Source organism: Streptacidiphilus anmyonensis (genome assembly GCF_000787855.1).
Taxonomy (GTDB): domain Bacteria; phylum Actinomycetota; class Actinomycetes; order Streptomycetales; family Streptomycetaceae; genus Streptacidiphilus; species Streptacidiphilus anmyonensis.
The window spans coordinates 1-21,803 of the sequence record NZ_BBPQ01000099.1 but is presented as its reverse complement, the minus strand read 5'-3'; the positions used below and the strand labels follow the sequence as shown (position 1 = coordinate 21,803).

Here is a 21,803-nt window from a genome sequence, read left to right as displayed (position 1 = left end):
CGGTGCCGGTGAAGGGCGGGATGGTGTTGTCGAACTCGGTCTCGATCCAGCGGGTGAAGACCGTGAACGGGGCGTCGCTGCCGGTGAGCTCGGGGGCGAAGGCCGGGTCGACGACCACCGCGCGGTGGAACGGGAGGGCGGTGGCCATGCCCTCGACGTGGAACTCGGCCAGCGCGCGGGCGGCGCGTTGCAGGGCCTGCTGGCGGGTGGCGCCGGTGACGATCAGCTTGGCCAGCAGGGAGTCCCAGGCGGGGCCGATGACGCTGCCGGACTCGACGCCGGAGTCCAGGCGGACGCCGGGGCCGGACGGCGGGGCGAACACGGTGACGGTGCCGGGGGCGGGCAGGAAGCCGCGGCCCGGGTCCTCGCCGTTGATGCGGAACTCGAAGGAGTGGCCGCGCAGCTCGGGGTCGCCGTAGCCGAGGGGTTCGCCGTCGGCGATGCGGAACATCTCGCGGACCAGGTCGATGCCGGTGACCTCCTCGGAGACTGGGTGCTCGACCTGGAGGCGGGTGTTGACCTCGAGGAAGGAGATGGTGCCGTCGTTCGCGACGAGGAACTCGCAGGTTCCGGCGCCGACGTAGCCGGCCTCCTTGAGGATGGCCTTGGAGGCGGTGTAGAGCTCGGCGACCTGGGCGTCGGTGAGGAACGGTGCGGGGGCCTCCTCGACGAGCTTTTGGTGGCGGCGCTGGAGCGAGCAGTCGCGGGTGGAGACGACGACGACGTTGCCGTGGGTGTCGGCCAGGCACTGGGTCTCGACGTGGCGGGGCTTGTCGAGGTAGCGCTCGACGAAGCACTCGCCGCGGCCGAAGGCGGCGACGGCCTCGCGGACGGCGGACTCGTAGAGCTCGGGGATCTCCTCGAGGGTGCGGGCGACCTTCAGGCCGCGTCCGCCGCCGCCGAAGGCGGCCTTGATGGCGATCGGCAGGCCGTGTTCGCGGGCGAACGCGACGACCTCGTCGGGGCCGGCGACCGGGTCGGGGGTGCCGGCGACGAGCGGGGCGCCGGCGCGCTGGGCGACGTGTCGGGCGGTGACCTTGTCGCCCAGGTCGCGGATGGCCTGCGGGGGCGGGCCGATCCAGATCAGGCCGGCGTCCAGGACGGCCTGGGCGAAGTCGGCGTTCTCGGACAGAAAGCCGTAGCCCGGGTGGACGGCGTCCGCGCCGGAGTCGGCGGCGGCCTTGAGCACCTTCGCGATGTCGAGGTAGCTGCTCGCCGGCGTGTCGCCACCGAGAGCAAAGGCCTCGTCGGCAGCGCGGACGTGCAGCGCGTCCCGGTCGGGCTCGGCGTAGACGGCGACGCTGGCGATCCCGGCATCGCGGCAGGCACGGGCGACGCGGACGGCGATTTCTCCGCGGTTGGCGATGAGCACCTTGCGCACAATGGCTCCCTTCTTGAACCCCGGAGAGTCTAGGGAATCGCGAGGACTACCCACGAGTCCGTTCCGGTGGTGACCTTGCCCACACGCAGGGTGAGCAGTGCTTTCCACGGTACGCCGTCCGGGTTGTGGCGGGGTTGAGCACACCTCTTCCGCCGTTGACTACTCCTCAGTAAGGTGCGCCCATGCGGAGATGGACGGCGATATCGGCGACGGTCCTGCTGGTGCTGGAGGCGGGCGTCTCGCTGCTGGCGGCCCTGCTGCTCGGCGCGGTGGCGCACAAGCAGCACATGCAGTTCGCGGGCGTCTCGTACACGGCGATCGCGAACGCCGCGTACGTCGGCCTCGGCCTGCAGACGGCCTTCCTGCTGCTGGTCGCGGGCGTGCTGGTACGCCTGGCGGTGCGCGCCGGGGATCATCCTTTCGGGCGGCCCACCCGGTTCACGCTGGTCGCCGCGGCGGTCTTCCACGGCGTGCTCGCGGCGTTGATGCTGGCCCTGTCGGGGGTGTGGACGTTCCTTGTCGTCGCGTGCACGTTGACGCTTCTTGTCCTGATGTTCTTCACTCCGACGCGACCGGCACCGGGCTCGGAGCCGGTGCCTGCTGCGCCTGCTTCGTGACATCCGCCACGAACTCGATGACGTCGGAGCCGTAGTTGTCCGGCTGGAGCACCCTGAAGAGCAGCGCGAAGGTGCTGTCCGTTCCGTGGCTGTGACTCAACTCACGGTACGCGCGACGCAGATGCCGCACCCCGGCGAGGTTCGAGACGGCCGTCTGACCGCAGATCAGGAACGTCGGCAGCCCCTGCGTGCCGACCGCGATGCGGGCGAGCAGCACGTAGTCCGCGACCCCGGCCTCGCGGGTGTAGCGGGTGTCGCCGATGACGAACTCGTTGGCCTTCGTGGCCTCCCACTCGGCGGTGTGGGCGAAGCCGGGGAACTTGAGCTTCAGGTGGGCCGCGGTCCGCTCGTTGGCGAGCGGACCGCCGATGCAGAACTCGGCGCGGTCGCCGATCCCCTGACGGATCTGGTGGGCCGGCAGCACCGTGTACTGGGCGTCGCACTCGTAGACCAGGGCGGAGAGCTCCATCAGCCCGTAGACGTCGTTCTGCGCGACGATCCGGTCGTTGTCGGTGGAGCCGGCCTTGCGCGGCACGACGAGCAGGGCGTCGCCGCCGCTGCGCAGCCCGAAGAACGCGCGCTTGCGGTCCAGCCGCCGGCGCCTCAGCAGCGCCTGCAGCAGCCACGCGAGCGTGGCGCTGACGGCGCTGGAGGCCACCCCGAGCACGATGTTCCATATGTCGCCGCTGTTCACTGGCCTGCCCCCGAGCAGAGTTCGAGTCGTCGACGATGAGCATGCAGCATGAACGGGCTCACGCCCAGAGGTCGGTGATCCTCACGTCGACCTCCGCCAGCAGCCTGCGCAGCAACGGAAGCGACAGGCCGATGACGTTGCCGTGGTCGCCCTCGATGCGGTCGACGAACGGGGCGCTGCGGCCGTCCAGGGTGAACGCGCCGGCGACGTGGAGGGGCTCGCCGGAGGCGATGTAGGCGTCGATCTCCGCGTCGTCGGGGGTGCCGAAGTGGACGGTGGTGGAGGCCGTCGCCGACGCGCGGGCGCCGGTGCGGGTGTCGATGACGCAGTGGCCCGTCTGCAGCACGCCGCTGCGGCCGCGCATGGCCGCCCAGCGGGCGCGGGCGTCGGCGGCGTCGGCCGGCTTGCCCAGCGCCCGGCCGTCCAGCTCCAGGACGGAGTCGCAGCCCACGACCAGCTCGCCGTCGGCCAGCGTGGCGGCCACCGCGCCCGCCTTCGCCTCGGCGAGGACCAGGGCGAGTTCCGCCGGTGTCGGCGCGGAGAGCGCGTCCTCGTCGACGCCGCTGACGATCACCTTCGGGTCCAGGCCTGCCTGCCGCAGCAGGCCGAGGCGGGCGGGGGAGGCGGAGGCGAGCACGAGCGTGCGCTTGTCGGTCATGCCGTCCAGGGTAGTGAAGCCCGGGAGGGCGCCCTCCGGGCCTGTGGGGTCGTCATCGGGTGGTCATCGGGTCCTCATCCCCACGAGGCCATCACCACGACCATCGCCAGCGACACGCACAGGGCGATGAGGATGCCCACCCGGCGCAGCAGCCCGCGGATGCGCGCGGCCTCCGCCGGGGTGTCGTCTGCCGGGTCTGACCAGAGCATGCCCCCACTGTGCGGCGCGGGCCCTGCCCGGCGCATGAGTACGGGTACTCAACTTGCGTCGCGCAGGGCCCGCTTGCCGGTCGGACCGGCTGAGGGAGGGTCAGCGGCCCGCCCAGGCGGAGGTCCGCCAGGCGTTCGGGCCGGGGTGGGGCATGCGCCGCACCAGCGCCGCGCGGTCGCGCCAGACGCCGGCGCGGGACTCCTCCGGGGCGGCAGCGGTGCCGGCTGCCGCCCGGGCCGAGACCACCGCCAGGACGGCGGCGAGCTCCTCGGGGTTGGGCTGCCCGTGCAGCACGCGGATAGGGGCCATCAGGCCGGTACCTCTCTTCCGACTTGAAGGAAGCCGACGACGGCGGTCACAGCGGGATGTTGCCGTGCTTCTTCGGCGGCAGGGTCTCGCGCTTGTTGCGCAGCGCACGCAGGCCCCTGACGATGTGCTGGCGGGTCTCCGAGGGCAGGATCACCGCGTCGACGTAGCCGCGCTCGGCCGCGATGTACGGGTTGAGCAGCGTGTCCTCGTAGTCCTGCATCAGCTCGGCCCGCTTGGCCTCGGGGTCCTCCGCGGCGGCGATGGTGCCGCGGTGCAGGATGCCCACCGCGCCCTGCGCGCCCATGACGGCGATCTGCGCCGTCGGCCAGGCCAGGTTGAGGTCGGCGCCCAGGTGCTTGGAGCCCATGACGTCGTAGGCCCCGCCGAAGGCCTTGCGGGTGATGACGGTGATCAGCGGGACCGTCGCCTCGGCGTAGGCGTAGATCAGCTTGGCGCCGCGGCGGATGATGCCGTCCCACTCCTGGTCCGTGCCGGGCAGGAAGCCGGGCACGTCGACGAAGGTCAGCACCGGGATGTTGAACGCGTCGCAGGTCCGCACGAATCGGGAGGCCTTCTCGGAGGCGTCGATGTCCAGGCAGCCGGCGAACTGCATCGGCTGGTTGGCGACGACGCCGACCGGGTGACCCTCGACGCGGCCGAAGCCGGTCAGGATGTTCGGCGCGAACAGGGACTGCGTCTCCAGGAACTCGCCGTCGTCGAGCACGTGCTCGATGACCTTGTGCATGTCGTACGGCTGGTTGGCCGAGTCCGGGACGATCGCGTCCAGCTCCTCGTCCTCGGCGGTGGTGGCGAGGTCCGCCTCCTCCGGGAACGCGGGCGGCTCCTCCAGGTTGTTCGACGGCAGGTAGGACAGGAGCGCCTTGACGTACTCGACGGCCTCCTTCTCGTCCGCGGCCATGTGGTGCGCCACGCCCGACTTGGAGTTGTGGGTGCGCGCGCCGCCCAGCTCCTCCATGCCGACGTCCTCGCCGGTGACGGTCTTGATGACGTCCGGGCCGGTGATGAACATGTGCGAGGTCTGGTCGGCCATCACGATGAAGTCCGTGATCGCGGGGGAGTAGACCGCGCCGCCCGCGCAGGGGCCCATGATCAGCGAGATCTGCGGGATCACGCCGGAGGCCAGCACGTTGCGGCGGAAGATCTCGCCGTAGAGGCCGAGCGAGGCCACGCCCTCCTGGATGCGGGCGCCGCCGGAGTCGTTGATGCCGATCATCGGGCAGCCGGTCTTGAGGGCGAAGTCCATGACCTTGACGATCTTCTCGCCGAAGACCTCGCCGAGGGAGCCGCCGAAGACGGTGAAGTCCTGGGCGAACACCGCGACCTGACGGCCGTCGACGGTGCCGTAACCGGTCACCACGCCGTCGCCGTAGGGGCGGTTCTTCTCCTGGCCGAAGTTGGTGGAGCGGTGCCGGGCGAACTCGTCGAACTCGACGAAGGAGTCCTCGTCCAGCAGCTGGCGGACCCGCTCACGGGCCGTCATCTTGCCCTTGGCGTGCTGCTTCTCCACGGCGCGCGCCGAACCCGAGTGGACCGCCTCGTCGATGCGGCGGCGCAGGTCTGCGATCTTGCCGGCGGTGGTGTGGATGTCCACGTCGGCGTTGGCGTGGTCGGCGGAGGACATGGGTGGGCGGCTCCCGTCAGGAGGGGTAGTGCCGCTGGCGTTCCCACGGAGGGATACGCACGGCACCAACGGGTGGGTTTCCGATCAGTAGGTTAGCCACGACGGCCTGCCTCGGATATGGCGAGTGACAGGGGTCATACGCTAGGTGTCGTGAGTGAATCCCCCTGGAGTGACCTTGACCGCCCGCCGCTGAGGGCCGCGCAGCTGAACCGCGACCCGGGGCGGCTCGGCGCTCTGTGGAGCAGCCTCGACGTCGTCGCCGAGACCGGCTCCACCAACGTCGATCTGGCGGATCTGGCCGCCAAGGGCGCTCCCGAGGGCACGGTGCTGATCGCCGAGGTCCAGACCCACGGCAAGGGCCGGCTCGACCGCAGCTGGTCGGCTCCGCCGCGCTCGGGGATCTTCCTGTCCGCGTTGCTCCGTCCGAGTGACGCGGGCGTGCCGCGGGACAACTGGAGCTGGCTGCCGCTGCTGGTCGGCGTCGCCGCGTCCAGCGCGCTCTCGCGCGCGGCGGAGACCCGCGTGCGGCTGAAGTGGCCGAACGACCTGCTGGTCACCGTCGGCACGGAGGAACGCAAGCTCGGCGGCATCCTCACCGAGCTGGCCGACAACGGCCGCGCGGTCGTGGCCGGCATGGGCGTCAACGTCAGCCTGCGCGAGAGTGAACTGCCGGTCCCGACGGCGGGCTCGCTGGCGCTGGCCGAGGCGGCGGTGACGGACCGCGAGATCCTGCTGCGGGAGCTGCTGCGCACCCTCTCCGAGCTGTACCAGGAGTGGTGCGCGGACGGCGGCGACCCGACGGCCACGCGGCTGCGCGAGGCGTACCTCTCGCAGTGCGCGACGATCGGCAAGCACGTGCGGGTGCTGCTGCCGGGCGACACCCAGGTGGTCGGCGAGGCGGTCGACGTCGACGACCTCGGCCGGCTGGTGCTGCGCGAGCCGAGCGGCGCGGAACACGCCGTCTCCGCGGGCGACGTGATCCACGTGCGGGGCGTGTGAGCCCGGGCGCGTGAGCCGGAGCGTGTGAACCGGATCGTGTGGACCGGGACGCGTGAACCAGGCGTGTGACTTTCGGCGTGTGAGTTTCCAGCGCGTGGGTTCTCACCGGGGCGGATGCTCCGGACAGGCCCATTCCGTGCGAGTATCACTGGGCGAGGTGTGAGCAAGGACACGCCCGTCGCGGGGGCACGGGTGCGTCACAAGGACGGACGGGACGGCGAACAGGTGGGCGACCGGGAACGGGAGCGGGATCGGCTCGGTGCTGAGCAGCACCACCGCGACTCCGTGGCCCTGCAGCTGGAACAGCTGATCCTGGACTCGGAGCGCCAGTACACCCCGTACCAGGCGGCACGTGCCGCCGGCGTCTCCATGGAGCTCGCCTCGCGGTTCTGGCGCGCCATGGGCTTCGCCGACATCGGCCAGTCGCGCGCACTGACGGAGACCGACGTCATCGCGCTGCGGCGGCTCGCGGGCATGGTCGAGGCGGGACTGCTGAGCGAGCGGATGGCCATCCAGGTCGCCCGCTCCACCGGCCAGACCACCGCCCGGCTGGCGGAGTGGCAGATCGACACCTTCCTGGAGCACCTCACCTCCGCCTCCGAGCCGGGCCTGACCCGCGCCGAGGTCGCCTACCCGCTGGTCGAGTTGCTGCTGCCGGAGCTGGAGCAGTTCCTCATCTACGTCTGGCGCCGTCAGCTCGCGGCCGTCACCGGCCGCGTCGTCCAGGCCGAGAACGACGAGGAGATGCAGAGCGGCCGGCTCGCGGTCGGCTTCGCCGACCTGGTCGGATTCACGCGGCTGTCCCGCCGTCTGGAGGACGACGAACTCGGCGAGCTGGTCGAGAACTTCGAGACCACCTGCGCGGACCTGGTGGCCGGACGCGGCGGACGCCTGGTCAAGACGCTCGGCGACGAGATCCTCTTCGTCGCGGACGAGGCGGCGACGGCGGGCGACATCGGGCTCGCGCTGGTGGAGACGCTCGGCAAGGACGACTCCATGCCGGCCCTGCGCGTCGGCATCGCCTTCGGCACGGTGACGACCCGCATGGGCGACGTCTTCGGCACGACGGTGAACCTGGCCTCCCGCCTCACCTCGATCGCCCCCAAGGACGCGGTGCTGTGCGACGAGGAACTGGCCGCCGCGCTGGGACGCGAGGGCGCGGTCCCGCCCCCCGAGGAGGGCGGAACGGACGCCCTGCAGACCATCTCCTCGGTCGGCGTGGGCGGCGACAGCCGCGAACACGTCCAACCGCCCCTCCCGGACGCGGAGTACCGCTTCGCCCTGCAACCCATGTGGCGCCGCCCGGTCCGCGGCCTCGGCCTCGTCGAACCCTGGCTCCTCTCCCGCCGCACCCCGGAGGCGTGAGGCGGCGGGCGGTTCAGTCCCCGTAGACGTACGACTCCGCGGCGACGGGTTCGGCTTGGTCGGTGTCGACCTCCCTTTCCAGCGCCTCGAGATACTCGCGCTCGCTCGGGTCCAGCGTGTCCGGGGCGAGGTTCAGCACGGGTTCGAAGAACTCCCGGGCCAGGTGCCCGGTGTCGGCGAGCTCGGCCAGCGCGTGGAGCTGCGCCTCGCGGCAGGACGCGTCGCTCTCCGCCACGGCGGTGGACGCCAACACGGTGGCGATCGTCCTGGCCTGGAAACGGTCGAACGCCGTGAGCCAGTCCGTGACCGTGCCGCACGCGTCCTCTCGGCGGGCCGGTTCCGCGGCGGTCAGGGCGGACAGGAGCGTGACGACGTCGGTCTGCGGAACTGCCATCTCAGCCCTGCCCGCTCGCGCCGATGCGGGCGCGCAGCGGTGCGGGGAGCGGGTAGGCGGTCTCGACCGGGACGAGGGCGTCGGCCTGTGCCGTCTCGCCCGCGCGGACGAGCGCGTGGGCCTCGTGGGCGAGCGCGGTGACGTCGGTGACGCCGACGATCCACTCGTCCACGTAGCGGTGGACGGCCTCGCCGGTCAGGCCGATCTGGATCGCGCGGTGGGGCAGCTCCTGCTGCGTCGTGGAACGCTCCGGGTCCCACTGGACGCGTACGGGGCTTTCGCGCAGCAACTGCTTCCACTCGGCGGCGGACTCGTGCTGCCTGCGGTCGTAGTGGCTCAGGCACGCGTGCGCCAGCGCCCACTCGAACCCGCTCCGGCGGATCCGCACCGCCAGCACCCGTTCCTGTCCCGGCTTCTTCCCCCAGCCCGAGCGGTACATCATCCAGCGGAACGACGGCTTGATCCACGTCATCCGCTCCCGCTTGAACGGTGCGACGAACGTACCCGCCCGGAGTGCGGGCTCCGCGATGGCGGAGGAGTAGGCCTGATAGACCGTCAGAGTGCGGTCGTCACAGGCGGCTCGGATCTGTCGCAGCGGGTGGGTCTCCGGTTCCATGGCGAGAAGCGAAGCACCCTGGGTGCGGCGGCGTCGAACGGATTCCGGAACTCGATCCGCGCCCTCAACCACCGCTCACCAGGACGGTGCGTGGCGCGGTCGGCGGCTGCGGCGATCGGTCGGGGCGGTCGAGGCGGGTGCTCCCAGCCAAGGGCGCAGTGTCTCCTCGGGGTCCGGCTCCGTGTGGGCGAAGTAGACGGCGTCCAACTGCTCGAGGAGCGGCGTCAGGGCTGCTGCGGCCGCGGAGGGGAGCTCGCTGAGGGCGGTGTCGAGAAGATCCCGCTCGTCGAGGAGCTCGCGGTAGGCGCTGAGGGAGTACCAGCCCTCCGGCGGCCAGTCGGCTGCCATCAGGCGGACGAAGCGCTCCCATGCGCCCAGCAGGTTCCGTACCGAGTGGACCGGCGCTGAGACCTTGCCCCGCAGCGCGGGGGTCCGCTCCAGCTCGACCTCCAGCCGGGCCGTGTCCCAGGCCGCCACGGCGGACCGGGTCTCGTCCGACATCGAGGCCGTCAGGGCGTCGGTCAGCGGCGTGTCGGTGGGCCGCGCGTCACTCATTGAGCTGGTCCTTGTAGTAGTCGTAACCGCGTGTGGGCTGCATGAAGGTGCCGTGATCACCTTCGCGGATGAGTATCGTCCCGGTGCTGTCGTCCCACCAGGCCCACCTCTTGGTCCCCGAGGGGGTGTCCCGGAGCCTGATGCCGGGACCCGCTCCCATCATGTCCTCGATGTGCTCGGCGACATCGAGGTCGTCCACGCCCGGGATGCCGCGATGGTTGATGTCGCCGTGGGCTGCGATCCAGTCGGCGATCAGGGGGAGGTTGCCGCTCTGGCTCTCCGGGTCGAGCTGCCCCTTCTTGGCTTCCTGCCCGTGGGGCGAGAGGCCGAGCGGGTCGCACCAGCGGTGCGGATCGGCGACGTAGGCACGGGGGTTGGGGCTCGGCCCGAGGCCCAGCGGGTCCGGCGAGGTGTACCGCGCGGTCGCCGGGTCGTAGTAGCGGTACAGGTTGTAGTGCAGCAGGGTCTCTGCGTCGAAGTACTGCCCGGGAAAGCGCAGCGGGGTGGTGGTCGAGCTGTCCCGTTGCCACGTCGTGTGGCCCCACAGCGCGGAGTTGCCACGCCAGGCGATGGCGCCGCTCGCGGGGTCGACCAACTCGACCGGGGTCCCGATCAGGTCGGTGACGATCGCGAAGAAGCGCCGGTCGACCCTGTCCTGCGCCGACGTGCCGTCGCTCGCGGCGGCGACGATGCTTTCCGACTGGGAGACGGGCTGGATGCCCTTGTGGTCCCAGCTGACGGTGTGCCTTCCGGGAAGGTAGGGCGCCTCGGTGCTCTGCTCGATCAGCAGGGCCCCGTCCCAGGTGAAGCGTGTCTCCTCGGCGACCGTGGAACCGTCCTCGGCCAGACGCTGTTTGGCGATGCGGCGTCCGAGCGGGTCGTAGCGGTAGCGCCAGCGTGAGCCGTCCGGTGTGTGCGCCTCGACGAGGCGGTTCTCCGCGTCCCAGCGGAAGCGCCAGGTGTCGGGTTTCCGGGAGAGTCGAGCGCGCTGACGCAGGACCGTGCGTCCGGCCGCGTCGTACTCGTAGCGGACCTTGCCGCCGCTCAGGAGATCCGTGCCCGAGTAGACCCGGGGGCCGTCCGACTCGGCCGTGGCGCGCGAGGTGGGCCAGTCGGCGTCGGTGACGTTGCCCGAGAGGTCGTAGGCGTAGCGCTCGGCCCAGTCGTCGGCGCGCACGCTGACGACCCGCCCCGCGGTGTCGCGCGCGAATCGGCGGCTTCCGGCGCGCAGGTCGTCGAGCTCGGCGAGTCGGCCGTCGGGGGCGTAGTGATAGGCGCGGCGCTGCAGGACCGCGTTCTCCCGGCCTGCCCGAGCCGCCTCGACGGACTGGCCGGTCAGCCGGTGGCACTCGTCCCACACGCTGGTGAGGCCCAGGCCGTGGCCGAGCTCGCGGTGCTGCTCGCGTCCGAGCTCGTCGTAGCCGAAGGCGAGGGAGCCCTCCCCGGCGCGCAGACCCGTGAGGCGACCGGCCGGGTCGTACACCAGGGTGCTGGTGTGTCCGCCGGGGGTCGTCCGGCTGGTACGTCGTCCCAGGGGGTCCCGGGTGAGGGTGAGGGTGCGTCCGTCGCAGGTCTCACTCGACAGCCGGCCGGCGGCGTCGTAGGTGCGCAGGAGCTCCGACTCGTGGTTCGCCGCCCGCACCAGCCGGCCGGCGGCGTCGTAGGCGAAGTCCGTGACCCGGTCGGCGGACCGGCGGCGGACGGTCCGCCCGAGCACGTCGTGCTCGTAGGAGGCGGTCAGCCCCAGGGAGTCGGTGTGGGAGCCCAACTGGCCCGCCGCGTCCAGCACGTAGTCGGTGGCGCGGCCGTCGAAGTCCCGCTCCTGGACCACCCGCCCGGCGGCGTCGTAGGTGTACGTCCACGACTGGCCGAGCGGGTTGTGGACCTCGACCAGCTGCATGTGCGCGTCGTGCCGGAACTCGAACCGCGCCCCGTCGGGGTCGGTCCGTGCGGCGAGCGTCTCGAAGTGGGTGTACTCGAAGTCGGTGGTCCGGCCGAGCTGGTCGGTGTGGGTGAGTCGGTTCCCCTCCCCGTCGTAGGTCCAGCGCTCCACCGTGCCGTCGGCGGCCGTCCGTGCGGTGAGCCGCCCTTCGACCGTCCACTCCTGCCGGATGACGCCGGAGAGGGCGTCCGTCGCGGTGACGACGCGGCCGAAGGCGTCGCGCTCGTACCGGGTGACGACCCCGGTCGGATCCGTCGTCTCGACCGCCAGTCCGGCTGCGTTGCAACGGACGGACCAGGTGTGGCCCAGCGCGTCGGTCTTCGAGAGCGGGTGGCCGTGCTCGTCGTAGGTGTAGGCGGTGACGGCGCCGGTGGGGTCCGTGACACGGGTGCACAGTCCGGCGTCGTCGAAGGTCTGTCGCCAGGAGGAGCCGTCGGGCTCTCTGATCAGGGCCGGCCGGTCGAGTTCGCCCGCGTAGTCGAACTCCCGTCGGCCGCCGTCGGGGCGGGTGACGGTGACCAGGCCGCCGGCGCCGTCGTACGCGTAGCGGGTGGTGCGGCCGAGGGGGTCGGTCTCGCTGAGGAGACGGTCGAACCGGTCCCGCTCGTATCGGGTGGTGTTGCCCAACGGATCGACGACGGCGACGACTTGGTGGAGGTCGTTGACGTGGTACCGCGTCGTGTGCCCGAGCGCGTTGGTCTCGGTGTGGACGCGCGCACCCGTCGCCGGGTCCGCCTCGCCGTAGTGGAAGGTGAAGCGCAGCGAGAGGTCCTCGCCGCCCTCGTCGACGACGCGGCCGCGGCCGTCGTAGACGTACCAGTAGCGGCTGTTGTTGCGGTCCGTCCAGGAGGTGACGCGGTCCCAGGCGTCGTAGCCGAACCGCATCGGCAGCCCGGACGAGTTGTAGACCTCCGTGAGGTTGCCGCGCTCGCCGTAGGCGTAGCGCAGCAGTTCCTGGTCGCCGCCGTCGGGGGCGGCTCCCGCCAGGTGAAGGGCGGTGATGCGGTCGCGGTCCGTGGTCACCAGGAGCCGGTAGCCGCCGGAGTGCTGGATGGCCAGCGGGGTCCCGGCGCCGTCGTACTCCAGGTCGTAGCGGCGGCCGGAGCGGTCGCGGACACGCGTGAGCAGGGCCGTGGCCCCGTCCGCCTGGAGCGTGAACTCACGGACCAGGCCGGTGCCCGGTTCGGTGACGGTGTAGAGGCGGCCGCGGGCGTCGACGCCGAGGAGGCGCCGGTCGCCCGCCGAGGCGTGGACGGGCTCGCCGGGCTCGGGATGCGGGTACGCCTGGGTGACCCGGTCGGCACGGAGGTGGACGACGCCCTCGGCGTCGATCTCCAGGCGCTCGTCGAAGGTGCAGACCCAGCGGCGTCCCATCCAGCGCCCGGCCCGGTAGCCGGACTCGAAGTTGCGGGTGAACAGCAGCGGCAGCGAGCCCGGCAGGGCGGCGTCGACCTGGTCGATGTACATCCGGCCCGTCGCCATGTCGACCGGCTCACCGCCGCCGCAGACGGCGTCGTCGCCGCGGCCGGCGTCGTGCGGGTCCTGGACCTGTTCACGGCCTGCCCCGCCCTCCGGGCCGCCGCCCTCGCCCGGGTGGGAGGACGGGCCGCCGCCGGAGGGCGCGTGCGGGTCGTGCGGGGTGACGCCGGCGTGCTCGGCGGACCTGCCGAGGTCCTCGACGGTCTTCGCCTCGTTCTCCGCGGCGTGCTCGGCGACCTGGGTGGTCTTCTCCTCGGTGTCCTTGAGGATGGAGTGGTAGGCCTTGCTGAAGTCCTGGGCGAGGCCCTGCTCCGCCTTCTTCGCCGCGTCTCCGACCGCCTGCGCGATCTCGCTCATTCCCCCGTGGTCCCGTTCTCGTCGGTTCGGCTCGTGCTGCTCGGACTACTCGAAGCTCATCCCCGCGAGCCGGCCGCTCAGGACCTGCGCGTGGCCTTGGACGGTCTCCGCGTGGACGGCGAAGAGCTGGGCGTGGGCCTTGAGGTTGTCCGGGTGGATCATGAAGCCGTCGCCGGGGCCGTTGCCGCTGACGCCGAGCATGTCCTCCAGCGCGGAGTAGGTCATGCCCGCGACGGCCTTCTCGACCACCCCCAGCAGCGGCGTCAGCGCCGCCTCGATGACCTGGCCGATGATGTACTGGACCAACTGCTGCTCGAGGAAGTCGACGGCCTTCTCCGCCGCCTCCACGATCAGCGCCTCGGCGGCCTCGGCGAGGCCGAAGGTCGCCACGGCCGCCGCCTGGTCGGCGACGAAACTGGCGGCGAGGGCGATGAGTTCGCCGATGCAGTCGAGCTTCATGGCGACGATGTAGTCCGCGCCCGCGTCCAGCGCGGTGGCGAGCACCTGGCAGGCGTCGAGCAGGTCCTGCATGTGGCCCTGGGAGAGGTGGGCCCACTTGGAGACCAGCAGCTCGTAGGAATTGCCCTGGTAGTGCTGGCTCATGGCGTTGACGGTGCCGGTGGCCTGCTGGTGCGTGTCCTGGATGTTCGTGGCGAACTCGCGGACGTGGGAGGCGAACTCGCGGACCTTGTCCTCGTTGATCTGCGGCCAGTTGATGCCGATGAACTGCAGGAACTGGGCGACCTCGCCCGGAAGTTCGATGGCCATGCTTCCCCCCGTGACCGTCGGATCCTGTGGATCGCGTCGCGTTCCTGTCACGGTAGCAGCGGCGTCGGACGGTGACGCCTCACGTCCGCGATCGTCCGGCCGAGCGGAGGCACCAGGGTCGGGATCGCTTGCCTGCGTAGTATTTGCCGTGAATGTCCGTAGTCTCGAAGCGGAGGAGAAGCGCGACCAGGAACGAGGAGAACCGTGCAGGCCAGTGCCAGTGAGGACGCCCCGCCGAACGCACCGGTCCCGCCCGAGTCCGGCGCGGCCGACGCACGCCTGCGCGCGGTGGTCGGGCTCGCGCAGGCGATGGCTGCGGCGCCGGAGGGACGGGCAGCCGCGCAGGTCGCGGCCGGGCGCGCCCGGGAGATCATGGGGGCGGAGTTCGCCGCGATCTCCATGTGGGAGCGCGAGCGCGGCCGGCTGCGGGTGCTCGTCAACGACGGCCTGCTCGCGCCCGGCGAGGAGGCGCTGCCGCAGGACGAGTCCTACCCGCTGGCCGAGTACCCGGAGATCGGGCAGTTCCTGGCCCAGCGCGGCCTCGGCGAGCTCTTCGCCCCGGACGGCCTGCCGCGGGCCTGGGTGCAGAGCGCGGACGGCGGCTCCGCCAACGGCCCGGACTGCCGGGCGCGGGCCGCGTCGCTGCGGCGGCGCGGCCGCGCCTGCTGCCTGGTCGCGCCGATCCTCCTCGGCGGCCGGGCCTGGGGCGAGCTGTACCTGGCCCGGACGGCGGGCCGGCCCGTCTTCGACGACGCCGAGGCCGCGTTCGCGACGGTGCTCGCCGCGCAGCTCTCCGCCGGGCTCGCGCAGAACGAGCGACTGGAGGAGGTCAGCCGCCTGGCCTTCACCGACCCGCTCACCGGCCTGGCCAACCGCCGCGCCGTCGACGCCCGCCTCGACGCCGCACTGGAGCGGCACCGCGTCGACGGCACGGTCGTCTCCCTGGTCGTCTGCGACGTCAACGGCCTCAAGCGGGTCAACGACGAGAAAGGCCACGAGAGCGGCGACCAACTGCTGGAGCAGTTCGCCAACCAGCTCTCGCTGTGCGGCGCGATGCTGCCGGGCGCGCTGGCCGGGCGGCTCGGCGGCGACGAGTTCTGCCTGGTCGCCGCCGGACCGAGCGCGGACGAGGTGGTCCGCGTCGCGGAGGAGCTGTGCGCGCAGGCGCTGACGATCGATCAGGGCGAGGGCGTCGCCTGCGGAGTGGCCTCCACCGGCGACCCGATCGGCCCCGTCACCACCTCCGACCGGCTCTTCCGGCTGGCCGACGCCGCGCAGTACCGGGCGAAGTCCGGCCCGGCCGCTCATCCCGTCGTCGCGGGACGCGGCAGCCTGCCCGACCCGACGCTCAGCCTCGCCGACTCCGGCGCGCGGCCCGGCGGCGGCCGCCGCACGGAGCGCCGCCGCTTCCGCGGTGCCCGCCTCACCGCCGATCCCGGCCAGCTGCTCGCGGCCGTGACGGCCGCGCTCGACGACAGCCCCGGTCCCGCCGGCACGTTCGCCCGCCTGGAGACCGTCGCGGAGACGGTCTCCAGGATGCTGGACGCCGTCGCCTGGTGGGTCTCCTACCTGCCGCCCGGCTCCACCACGATGCACACCGCGGGCTACGGCGTCCGCCGGATGACGCGCGGCCCCGGCAGCGTCCGCGCGCAGGTCCAGCGCGCGGTCAACGAGGCTCCCGACGCGGTCTTCGACCTCCAGTCCTACCCGCTGACCGCGCTCGCGATCCGCGGCGGCAGCTTCGGCCTGCGCACCGGCGTCCCCGGCAACGACCCGGCGGAGGAGGCGGTCCTCGTCGTCGGCGGCTACCGCGCGATGGTCGCCGCGGGCGGCGCGAACGCCGCCGGCGGCTGGCTGATGGAACTCTTCGCCGACGACGCCACCCTCTCCTTCGCCGCCGTCGGCCCCACGCTCCGCGCCCTCGTCGCGGTGGCCCTCTCCGGCCCCGCAAGCCCGCCGTGAGGCAGCCGCGGCCACGGGCCCTGGTCGCGGTGGCCCTCTCGGGCCCGGCGAGCCCGGTGTGATGCGGGACGGGTGTCGATTCGGCCCCGCCCGTGGCTAGCGTGCGGTGACGTCCGCGGTCGTCTGCTGGAGGATCCGCTCGCCCGCGGTGTAGAGGTTCGCGCTGCGGCCGCGCAGGAAGCCGACGAGGGTCATGCCGGCCTCCTCCGCGAGGTCCACCGCGAGGGCGCTCGGCGCGGAGACCGCGGCCAGCAGCGGGATGCCCGCCATCGCGGCCTTCTGGACCAGTTCGAAGGAGGCGCGCCCGCTGACCATCAGCAGATGGCCACGCAGCGGGAGCAGGTCCTCCCGCAGGGCCCAGCCGATGACCTTGTCCACCGCGTTGTGGCGGCCGACGTCCTCGCGCAGGCACAGCAGTCGGCCGTCGGAGGTGAACAGGCCCGCCGCGTGGAGGCCGCCGGTGGCGTCGAAGGCGCGCTGGGAGGCGCGGAGGGTGTCGGGGAGGGAGAAGAGGACGTCGTCGGTGACGGTCAGCGGGTCGTCCGCGAGGTCGGCGGGAAGCCGCTTGCGGACGGCGTCGACCGTCTCCGCGCCGCAGAGGCCGCACGCGCTGCTCGTCAGCAGCGAGCGGTACGCGGAGACCGGGACGGTCTCGGGGCGGGCGACGCGGGCGTCGACGACGTTGTAGGTGTTGATCCCCTCGGCGTTGGTGCCCGCGCAGTAGCGCAGCGCGGGGACGTCCTCCGCGCGCGCGGCGATGCCCTCGGCGACGAGGTAGCCGGCGACGAGGTCGAAGTCGTGGCCGGGCGTGCGCATCGTGACGGCGAGCGCGCGGCCGCCGACGCGGATCTCCAGCGGCTCCTCCGCGGCCAGCGCGTCGGGCCGCGCGTCGCGGCGTCCGTCGCGAAGGCGGGTCACGCGGCGGCGTTCGGTCACCCGGCCCATGGCCCGGCCTCCTTCGTACAGGTTCGTTTCGGGGTTCGTTCAGCGCCGTCACTGCCGGTCCGGCTCTGCCGGACCCACGGTACTCGGCGCCCGCGCGGGTCCGTGCGGGCCCGTGCGGCCTGAGCAGGGGTGACGGAGGGGGACGCGAAACCCGGAACGACTCCTGTTGTCATAGTGCCATTCACATGATGTGATTTCGTATATGGATATGCACAACGTCGTCATCGGCAAGGCCAACGTGGGCCCCGCCGACGTCATCGCGGTCGCGCGCGGCAACGCCAAGGTGGAGCTCTCCGGGGACGCGCTGGCCGAGATGGCCGCGTCCCGCGCGCGGATCGACGCGCTCGCCGCGGAGCCGCGCCCGGTCTACGGGGTGTCCACCGGCTTCGGCGCCCTGGCCGTCCGTCACATCAGCCCGGAGCTGCGCGCCCAGCTCCAGCGCTCGCTGGTCCGCTCGCACGCGGCCGGCATGGGCCCGCAGGTCGAGCGCGAGGTCACCCGCGCGCTGATGCTGCTGCGTCTGAAGACCCTCGCCTCCGGCCGCACCGGCGTGCGCCCGGTCGTCGCCGAGACGATGGCGGCCATCCTCAACGCCGACATCACGCCCGTCGTGCACGAGTTCGGCTCGCTCGGCTGCTCCGGCGACCTCGCGCCGCTCTCGCACTGCGCGCTGACGCTGATGGGCGAGGGCCTCGCCTACGGCCCCGACGGCGCCGTCCGCGACGCGGGCGAGCTGCTGGCCGAGCACGGCATCGAGCCGGTCGAGCTCGCCGAGAAGGAGGGCCTGGCCCTCATCAACGGCACCGACGGCATGCTCGGCATGCTGGTGATGGCGATCGCCGACCTCGGCCGCCTGTTCACCGTCGCCGACATCACCGCCGCCATGTCCCTGGAGGCGCTGCTCGGCACCGAGCGCGTGCTGCTGCCCGAGCTGCACGCCATCCGCCCGCACCCCGGCCAGGCCGCCTCCGCCGCCAACATGCTGAAGGTGCTGGAGGGCTCCGGCCTCACCGGCCACCACCAGGACGACGCGCCGCGCGTCCAGGACGCCTACTCCATCCGCTGCGCCCCGCAGGTCGCCGGCGCGGGTCGCGACACCCTCACCCACGCCCAGCTGGTCGCCGACCGCGAGCTCGCCGCCGCCGTCGACAACCCGGTGGTGCTGCCCGACGGCCGCGTCGAGTCCAACGGCAACTTCCACGGCGCGCCCGTCGCGTACGTGCTGGACTTCCTCGCCGTCGCCGCGGCCGACCTCGGCTCGATCGCCGAGCGCCGCACCGACCGGCTGCTGGACAAGAACCGCTCGCACGGCCTGCCGCCGTTCCTGGCGGACGACCCGGGCGTCGACTCAGGTCTGATGATCGCCCAGTACACCCAGGCCGCGCTGGTCAGCGAGAACAAGCGGCTGGCCGTCCCGGCCTCGGTCGACTCCATCCCGTCCTCCGCCATGCAGGAGGACCACGTCTCCATGGGCTGGTCCGCCGCGCGCAAGCTGCGCCAGGCCGTGGAGAACCTCGCCCGCGTGCTCGCCGTCGAGCTGGTCGCCTCGGCCCGGGCGCTGGAGATCCGCAGCTACAGCCACACCGGCGAGGGCGCCAGCCCGCTCGCCACGGCCACGGCCGCGGCCGTCGCCGCGGCGCGCGAGGCCGGCGTCGGCGGTCCGGGATCGGACCGCTTCCTCGCCCCCGACCTGGAAGCCGCGTACCGCTTCGTCCGCGGCGGCGGCCTCGTCGCCGCGGTCGAGACGGTCACCGGTCCGCTGGCCTGACCGGCTGCCTGACCGGCTGATTCGCCTGCCTGAACGACAGGCGAACATCCGTCCCGGACCATGTGTCCGGATCCGTACCGGCAGGTGAGAAGGGACTTGCCGACTCTGCATGCGGTCATGCAGAGTCGGCACCTACTGAATCGCCTGCACGCCCGCTGGAGGCGCACATGAGCGTGACACCGCCCCAGACGGTGGAGGCCCCGCAGGGCAGCGGGCCCTCCAGCAGGCTGCTCCGCCTGTTCGAGGGGTACCGGCTGACGCCGACTCAGCGGCGCATCGCGCACTGCCTGGTGCGCAACGCTGCAGAGGCGCCGTTCCTGTCCAGCGTCGAGGTGGCCGAGCTGGCCGGAGTCAGCCAGCCCTCGGTCACCCGCTTCGCCGTGGCCCTCGGCTTCGACGGCTACCCGGCGCTGCGGCGCCGCCTGCGCGAGCTCGGCCTGGCCGAACCCGGCACCGAGCCCGGCGCGCGCGTCGGCGGGGTGCGCGAGACGGCGGGCGAGATCGTCCGCAACGAGCAGCAGCAGGCCGTGCTGAGCGAGATCGCCAACCTCCAGCACCTGGCCGCGGTGCTGGCCGATCCCGAGCCCGTGCTGCAGGCCGCCCGCGTGCTGGCCGCGTCCCAGCCGCTGATCGTCCTCGGCCTGCGCGCCGCCTCCGCCCAGGCGAACGGCTTCGCCTACTTCGCCGCCAAGGTCCACCCCGACGTGCGGCTCCTCGACGAGGGCGGCTCGCTGCTGCTCGACCGCATCGAGCAGGCCCGCGTCGCCGGCGCGACCGCGCTGATCTGCTTCGCCCTGCCGCGCTACCCGCGCGAGCTCCTCGACGCCCTCAACGCGGCCAAGACCGCCGGGCTCACCGTCGTCACCGTCGCCGACAGCGCCTTCGCGCCCGTCGCCTCCGTCTCCGACCTGCTGCTCCCGGCGGCGGTCGGCTCCAGCCTCGTCTTCGACACCGCGTGCGCACCGATGATGCTCGGCCGCGTACTGCTCCAGGCCATGTGCGACGAACTCCCCGGCTCGGTGCTGCGGCTGGAGGAGTTCGAGCAGCAGGCCACGACGCGGGGTCTCTTCTTGGGATGACGCAGCCTGGGATGACGCAGCCTGGGATCACGCGGATCGGCATGACCTGGCGGAGCGACGGTGCGTGAGCTCTTCTCCGTCGAGGAGCTCGCGGTCCTGACGGAGCGCGATCCGCTGACGCTCTGGACCGCTCAGGGGCTGCTGCGCGGTGGCCGCGCCTGGGCGGGGGAGGACGCGGTGATCTCGGCCGCGCCCGCGATCTCGACACGCGACCGCGTCGGCCTCTGGGCCCGCTCCCCGGAGGCGGCGGTCGTCCTCGCCCGGGAGGTGCTGCCGCAATTGCCGCGCAGTTTCCGCCCTTTCGGGGACCGGCCGCTGGTCGAGGCCGTCGCCGCCGCCGTTCCCGGGCTGGAGGTCGTCGGCCGCTTCGGCTGGATGGACGCCCGGGAGACGGCTCCGCCCGAGCTCCCGGCCGAGTGGCTCAGCGAGTCGGACGAGTCCGAGGCGATCAACGGCATCCTCGACCGCGCCTACCCCGTCTCCTACGCCCGCCCCGGCCTGGCCGGCGTCACCCGCTGGGCGGGCCTCCGCGACGACGTGGGGCGCCTCCTTGCCGTCGGCGCGCTGGCCTGGTCCTCCCCGCAGGTCGTTCTGCTCAGCGGCATCGCGGTCGACCCGCCCGCCCGCGGCAAGGGCCTGGCGCTCCCGCTCTGCGCGACCCTCGCCTCCGCCGGCCTCGCGGAGCACGGCGCCGTCGCGCTGATGGTCGAGGACCACAACACCCCGGCCCGCCGCGTCTACGAACGCCTGGGCCTGCGCCACCGCCCGGTCGCGGCCGCCGCCTTCGCCTGAGCCGGATTTCCGTCTGCACACCCCAAGACAATTCTCATCCTGGGGAGTTATCGTCCCGCCATGCTGCGTGGGACCTATGCGCGCGCCCGGGTTGTCGTCATACGGGGGACCGTGGCGCGGACGGTGATGTGGATCGGAGCGGTCGGTGCGGTCGCGGGCCTGCTGATCCCGAGTCTGACCGGGCTCGGGCGCGGGGCGCTGATCGGCGCCGGGCTGTTCGTCGTCGGCCTGGTGGTCGGCCTGCTCCAGCGGCGGCGGTGGTTCGCCGCGCGAGCGGCCGCGGCGACGAAGGCCGCGTTCGCGGTGACGCTGGAGCCGCCCCACGAGACGCGGCAGCGGCTCGCGCGCGGGCATGCGATGGCGCTGCTCATCGGGATCTGCGTGACCGCCGCGCTCGGCGTGGTCGCCGGACCCGCCGCCGGGCTCGGCGTGCTCGGCTACGGCCTCGGCATGCAGTTGGCCGTGCTGCTGCTCGCCCGCTGGGAGCGCCGCGAGGAGAAGCTGCTGTGGGCCCGTACGGACGACGGCCGCCTCCTCGGTCGCCGCGGGGCGGTGGGGGAGTTCGTCACCACCGGTCCGGCCGCGGGCAACGTGAAGGCCGTGGTGCACAGCTGACCAGCTGACGTTCCGGCGGTCGTCGCGATGGCGGCCGTCAGCGCGCGTCGAGTTCGCCCTCCTCCGGCGCGATCCGGACCGACGCCGCGACCCGGCCCCGCTCCGCCTCGAACGCGGCGGTGAGCTCGGCCGCCCAGGCGTGCTCGACGAGCAGCAGCAGGGCCGATTCCTCAGGGCCCAGCAGTTCCCGGGCCGACTCCACGTCCTCGTCGGTGATCAGTCCGGCTTCGCCCGGCTCCGCCCTCGCCGCCCCGTCCGCGTCGCGGCGTAGTTCGCGCGCGTCCAGTACCCGTACCCCGCCGGCCTGCCGCAGCCCTTCCAGTGGGCCGAGTACCGCTGCGCCGACGCGCCCGCCGGGGAAGGCCAGCACCAGGAACTCGACCGGGCCCACGTGGGTCTCCTCTCGACGCGAGGCTCGTCCGTGACAGCATAGGTGCCAAAGGTAATAGAGCGGACAAACAGGACTTTCGCCGGGCGGCTGGGCGGACTCCTTGGCGACGGGCTCTGGTGGAGCGGCGAATGAACGGCTACATTCAGCTATATCGATAGTGAATGAAACTATCCAGAGCCTCGATCCGAGCACCGAGAGGACGTGAACCATGGCGCAGCAGCAGAGCGGCCCGCGCACGGTCCGTGCCGCACGCGGCACCGAGCTC

General features: G+C 72.6%; 20 protein-coding genes and 1 pseudogene. 8 read left to right on the top strand and 13 right to left on the bottom strand.

Going from position 1 to position 21,803, the window contains the following annotated elements; translation table 11 throughout:
• Positions 1-1,381, bottom strand: a 1,381-nt coding sequence (locus tag TR50_RS39505) for an acetyl-CoA carboxylase biotin carboxylase subunit (RefSeq protein ID WP_042434364.1), incomplete at its 3' end; no start/stop codon positions are given.
• Between the two features lie 182 nt (positions 1,382-1,563).
• Here TR50_RS39505 and TR50_RS39500 point away from each other — a divergent pair.
• On the top strand, positions 1,564-1,998 hold the full coding sequence (locus tag TR50_RS39500) for a hypothetical protein (protein WP_052441842.1): 435 nt from the start codon (positions 1,564-1,566) through the stop codon (positions 1,996-1,998).
• Here TR50_RS39500 and TR50_RS39495 read toward each other — a convergent pair.
• The 5 genes from TR50_RS39495 to TR50_RS39480 all read right to left on the bottom strand — a co-directional run bounded on the left by TR50_RS39495 (position 1,940) and on the right by TR50_RS39480 (position 5,511).
• Positions 1,940-2,692: a hypothetical protein gene (locus tag TR50_RS39495; protein ID WP_042434361.1), complete on the bottom strand. Its 753-nt coding sequence runs from the start codon at positions 2,690-2,692 to the stop codon at positions 1,940-1,942. The genes TR50_RS39500 and TR50_RS39495 overlap by 59 nt on opposite strands.
• 58 nt (positions 2,693-2,750) lie before the next feature.
• Entirely contained in the window at positions 2,751-3,350 is a 600-nt protein-coding gene (locus TR50_RS39490; RefSeq protein ID WP_042434358.1) for a nucleoside triphosphate pyrophosphatase, read from the bottom strand.
• 74 nt (positions 3,351-3,424) lie between these two features.
• Positions 3,425-3,559: a morphogenic membrane protein MmpB gene (gene mmpB / locus TR50_RS49950; RefSeq protein ID WP_269084841.1), complete on the bottom strand. Its 135-nt coding sequence runs from the start codon at positions 3,557-3,559 to the stop codon at positions 3,425-3,427.
• Between the two features lie 100 nt (positions 3,560-3,659).
• Complete coding sequence (locus TR50_RS39485) at positions 3,660-3,869, bottom strand: acyl-CoA carboxylase subunit epsilon (protein ID WP_042434355.1); 210 nt, start codon at positions 3,867-3,869, stop codon at positions 3,660-3,662.
• Positions 3,870-3,915: 46 nt separating this feature from the next.
• Positions 3,916-5,511: an acyl-CoA carboxylase subunit beta gene (locus TR50_RS39480; protein WP_042434352.1), complete on the bottom strand. Its 1,596-nt coding sequence runs from the start codon at positions 5,509-5,511 to the stop codon at positions 3,916-3,918.
• Positions 5,512-5,628: 117 nt separating this feature from the next.
• Here TR50_RS39480 and TR50_RS39475 point away from each other — a divergent pair, with 117 nt between their 5' ends.
• A complete protein-coding gene (locus tag TR50_RS39475) occupies positions 5,629-6,510 on the top strand; it encodes a biotin--[acetyl-CoA-carboxylase] ligase (RefSeq protein WP_042434349.1) in 882 nt (293 codons plus the stop codon).
• 285 nt (positions 6,511-6,795) lie between these two features.
• Complete coding sequence (locus tag TR50_RS39470; protein WP_439654277.1) at positions 6,796-7,875, top strand: adenylate/guanylate cyclase domain-containing protein; 1,080 nt, start codon at positions 6,796-6,798, stop codon at positions 7,873-7,875.
• 13 nt (positions 7,876-7,888) lie between these two features.
• On the opposite strand, the gene TR50_RS39465 is transcribed toward TR50_RS39470, so the two are convergent.
• The 5 genes from TR50_RS39465 to TR50_RS39445 form a co-directional block, all read right to left on the bottom strand.
• On the bottom strand, positions 7,889-8,269 hold the full coding sequence (locus tag TR50_RS39465; protein WP_042434346.1) for a hypothetical protein: 381 nt from the start codon (positions 8,267-8,269) through the stop codon (positions 7,889-7,891).
• Position 8,270: 1 nt separating this feature from the next.
• Entirely contained in the window at positions 8,271-8,885 is a 615-nt protein-coding gene (locus TR50_RS39460) for a DUF4291 domain-containing protein (RefSeq protein ID WP_042434343.1), read from the bottom strand.
• A gap of 75 nt (positions 8,886-8,960) precedes the next feature.
• A complete protein-coding gene (locus TR50_RS39455) occupies positions 8,961-9,440 on the bottom strand; it encodes a hypothetical protein (protein WP_042434340.1) in 480 nt (159 codons plus the stop codon).
• Positions 9,433-13,218 (bottom strand): DUF6531 domain-containing protein, encoded by a 3,786-nt coding sequence (locus TR50_RS39450; protein ID WP_052441841.1) that lies wholly within the window; start codon positions 13,216-13,218, stop codon positions 9,433-9,435. The genes TR50_RS39455 and TR50_RS39450 overlap by 8 nt, the downstream gene beginning before the upstream one ends.
• A 45-nt stretch (positions 13,219-13,263) precedes the next feature.
• The gene (locus TR50_RS39445) at positions 13,264-13,986 is read right to left on the bottom strand and encodes a WXG100-like domain-containing protein (protein ID WP_042434337.1); all 723 of its coding nucleotides are present in this window, start codon (positions 13,984-13,986) and stop codon (positions 13,264-13,266) included.
• Between the two features lie 309 nt (positions 13,987-14,295).
• Between TR50_RS39445 and TR50_RS49525 the strand changes: the two are divergent.
• Positions 14,296-15,408 (top strand): annotated as a pseudogene (locus tag TR50_RS49525) (diguanylate cyclase domain-containing protein); the annotation flags it as partial.
• A 636-nt stretch (positions 15,409-16,044) separates the two neighbouring features.
• Here TR50_RS49525 and fdhD read toward each other — a convergent pair.
• Entirely contained in the window at positions 16,045-16,893 is an 849-nt protein-coding gene (gene fdhD / locus TR50_RS39435; RefSeq protein ID WP_042434335.1) for a formate dehydrogenase accessory sulfurtransferase FdhD, read from the bottom strand.
• Between the two features lie 208 nt (positions 16,894-17,101).
• Between fdhD and hutH the strand changes: the two genes are divergently transcribed.
• The 4 genes from hutH (at position 17,102) to TR50_RS39415 (ending at position 21,147) form a co-directional block, all read left to right on the top strand.
• Positions 17,102-18,661, top strand: a complete 1,560-nt coding sequence (gene hutH / locus TR50_RS39430; protein WP_042434332.1) for a histidine ammonia-lyase — start codon at positions 17,102-17,104, stop codon at positions 18,659-18,661.
• A gap of 167 nt (positions 18,662-18,828) precedes the next feature.
• Positions 18,829-19,740, top strand: coding sequence for a MurR/RpiR family transcriptional regulator (locus TR50_RS39425; RefSeq protein ID WP_042434329.1), 912 nt, complete (start codon positions 18,829-18,831; stop codon positions 19,738-19,740).
• Between the two features lie 60 nt (positions 19,741-19,800).
• Positions 19,801-20,532, top strand: a complete 732-nt coding sequence (locus TR50_RS39420; protein WP_042434326.1) for a GNAT family N-acetyltransferase — start codon at positions 19,801-19,803, stop codon at positions 20,530-20,532.
• A gap of 60 nt (positions 20,533-20,592) precedes the next feature.
• A complete protein-coding gene (locus TR50_RS39415) occupies positions 20,593-21,147 on the top strand; it encodes a hypothetical protein (protein ID WP_042434322.1) in 555 nt (184 codons plus the stop codon).
• Between the two features lie 37 nt (positions 21,148-21,184).
• On the opposite strand, the gene TR50_RS46280 is transcribed toward TR50_RS39415, so the two are convergent.
• Positions 21,185-21,538 carry a hypothetical protein gene (locus tag TR50_RS46280; protein ID WP_042434319.1) on the bottom strand — a complete coding sequence of 118 codons (354 nt, stop codon included), beginning with the start codon at positions 21,536-21,538 and terminating at the stop codon, positions 21,185-21,187.
• Positions 21,539-21,803: the final 265 nt, after the last annotated feature.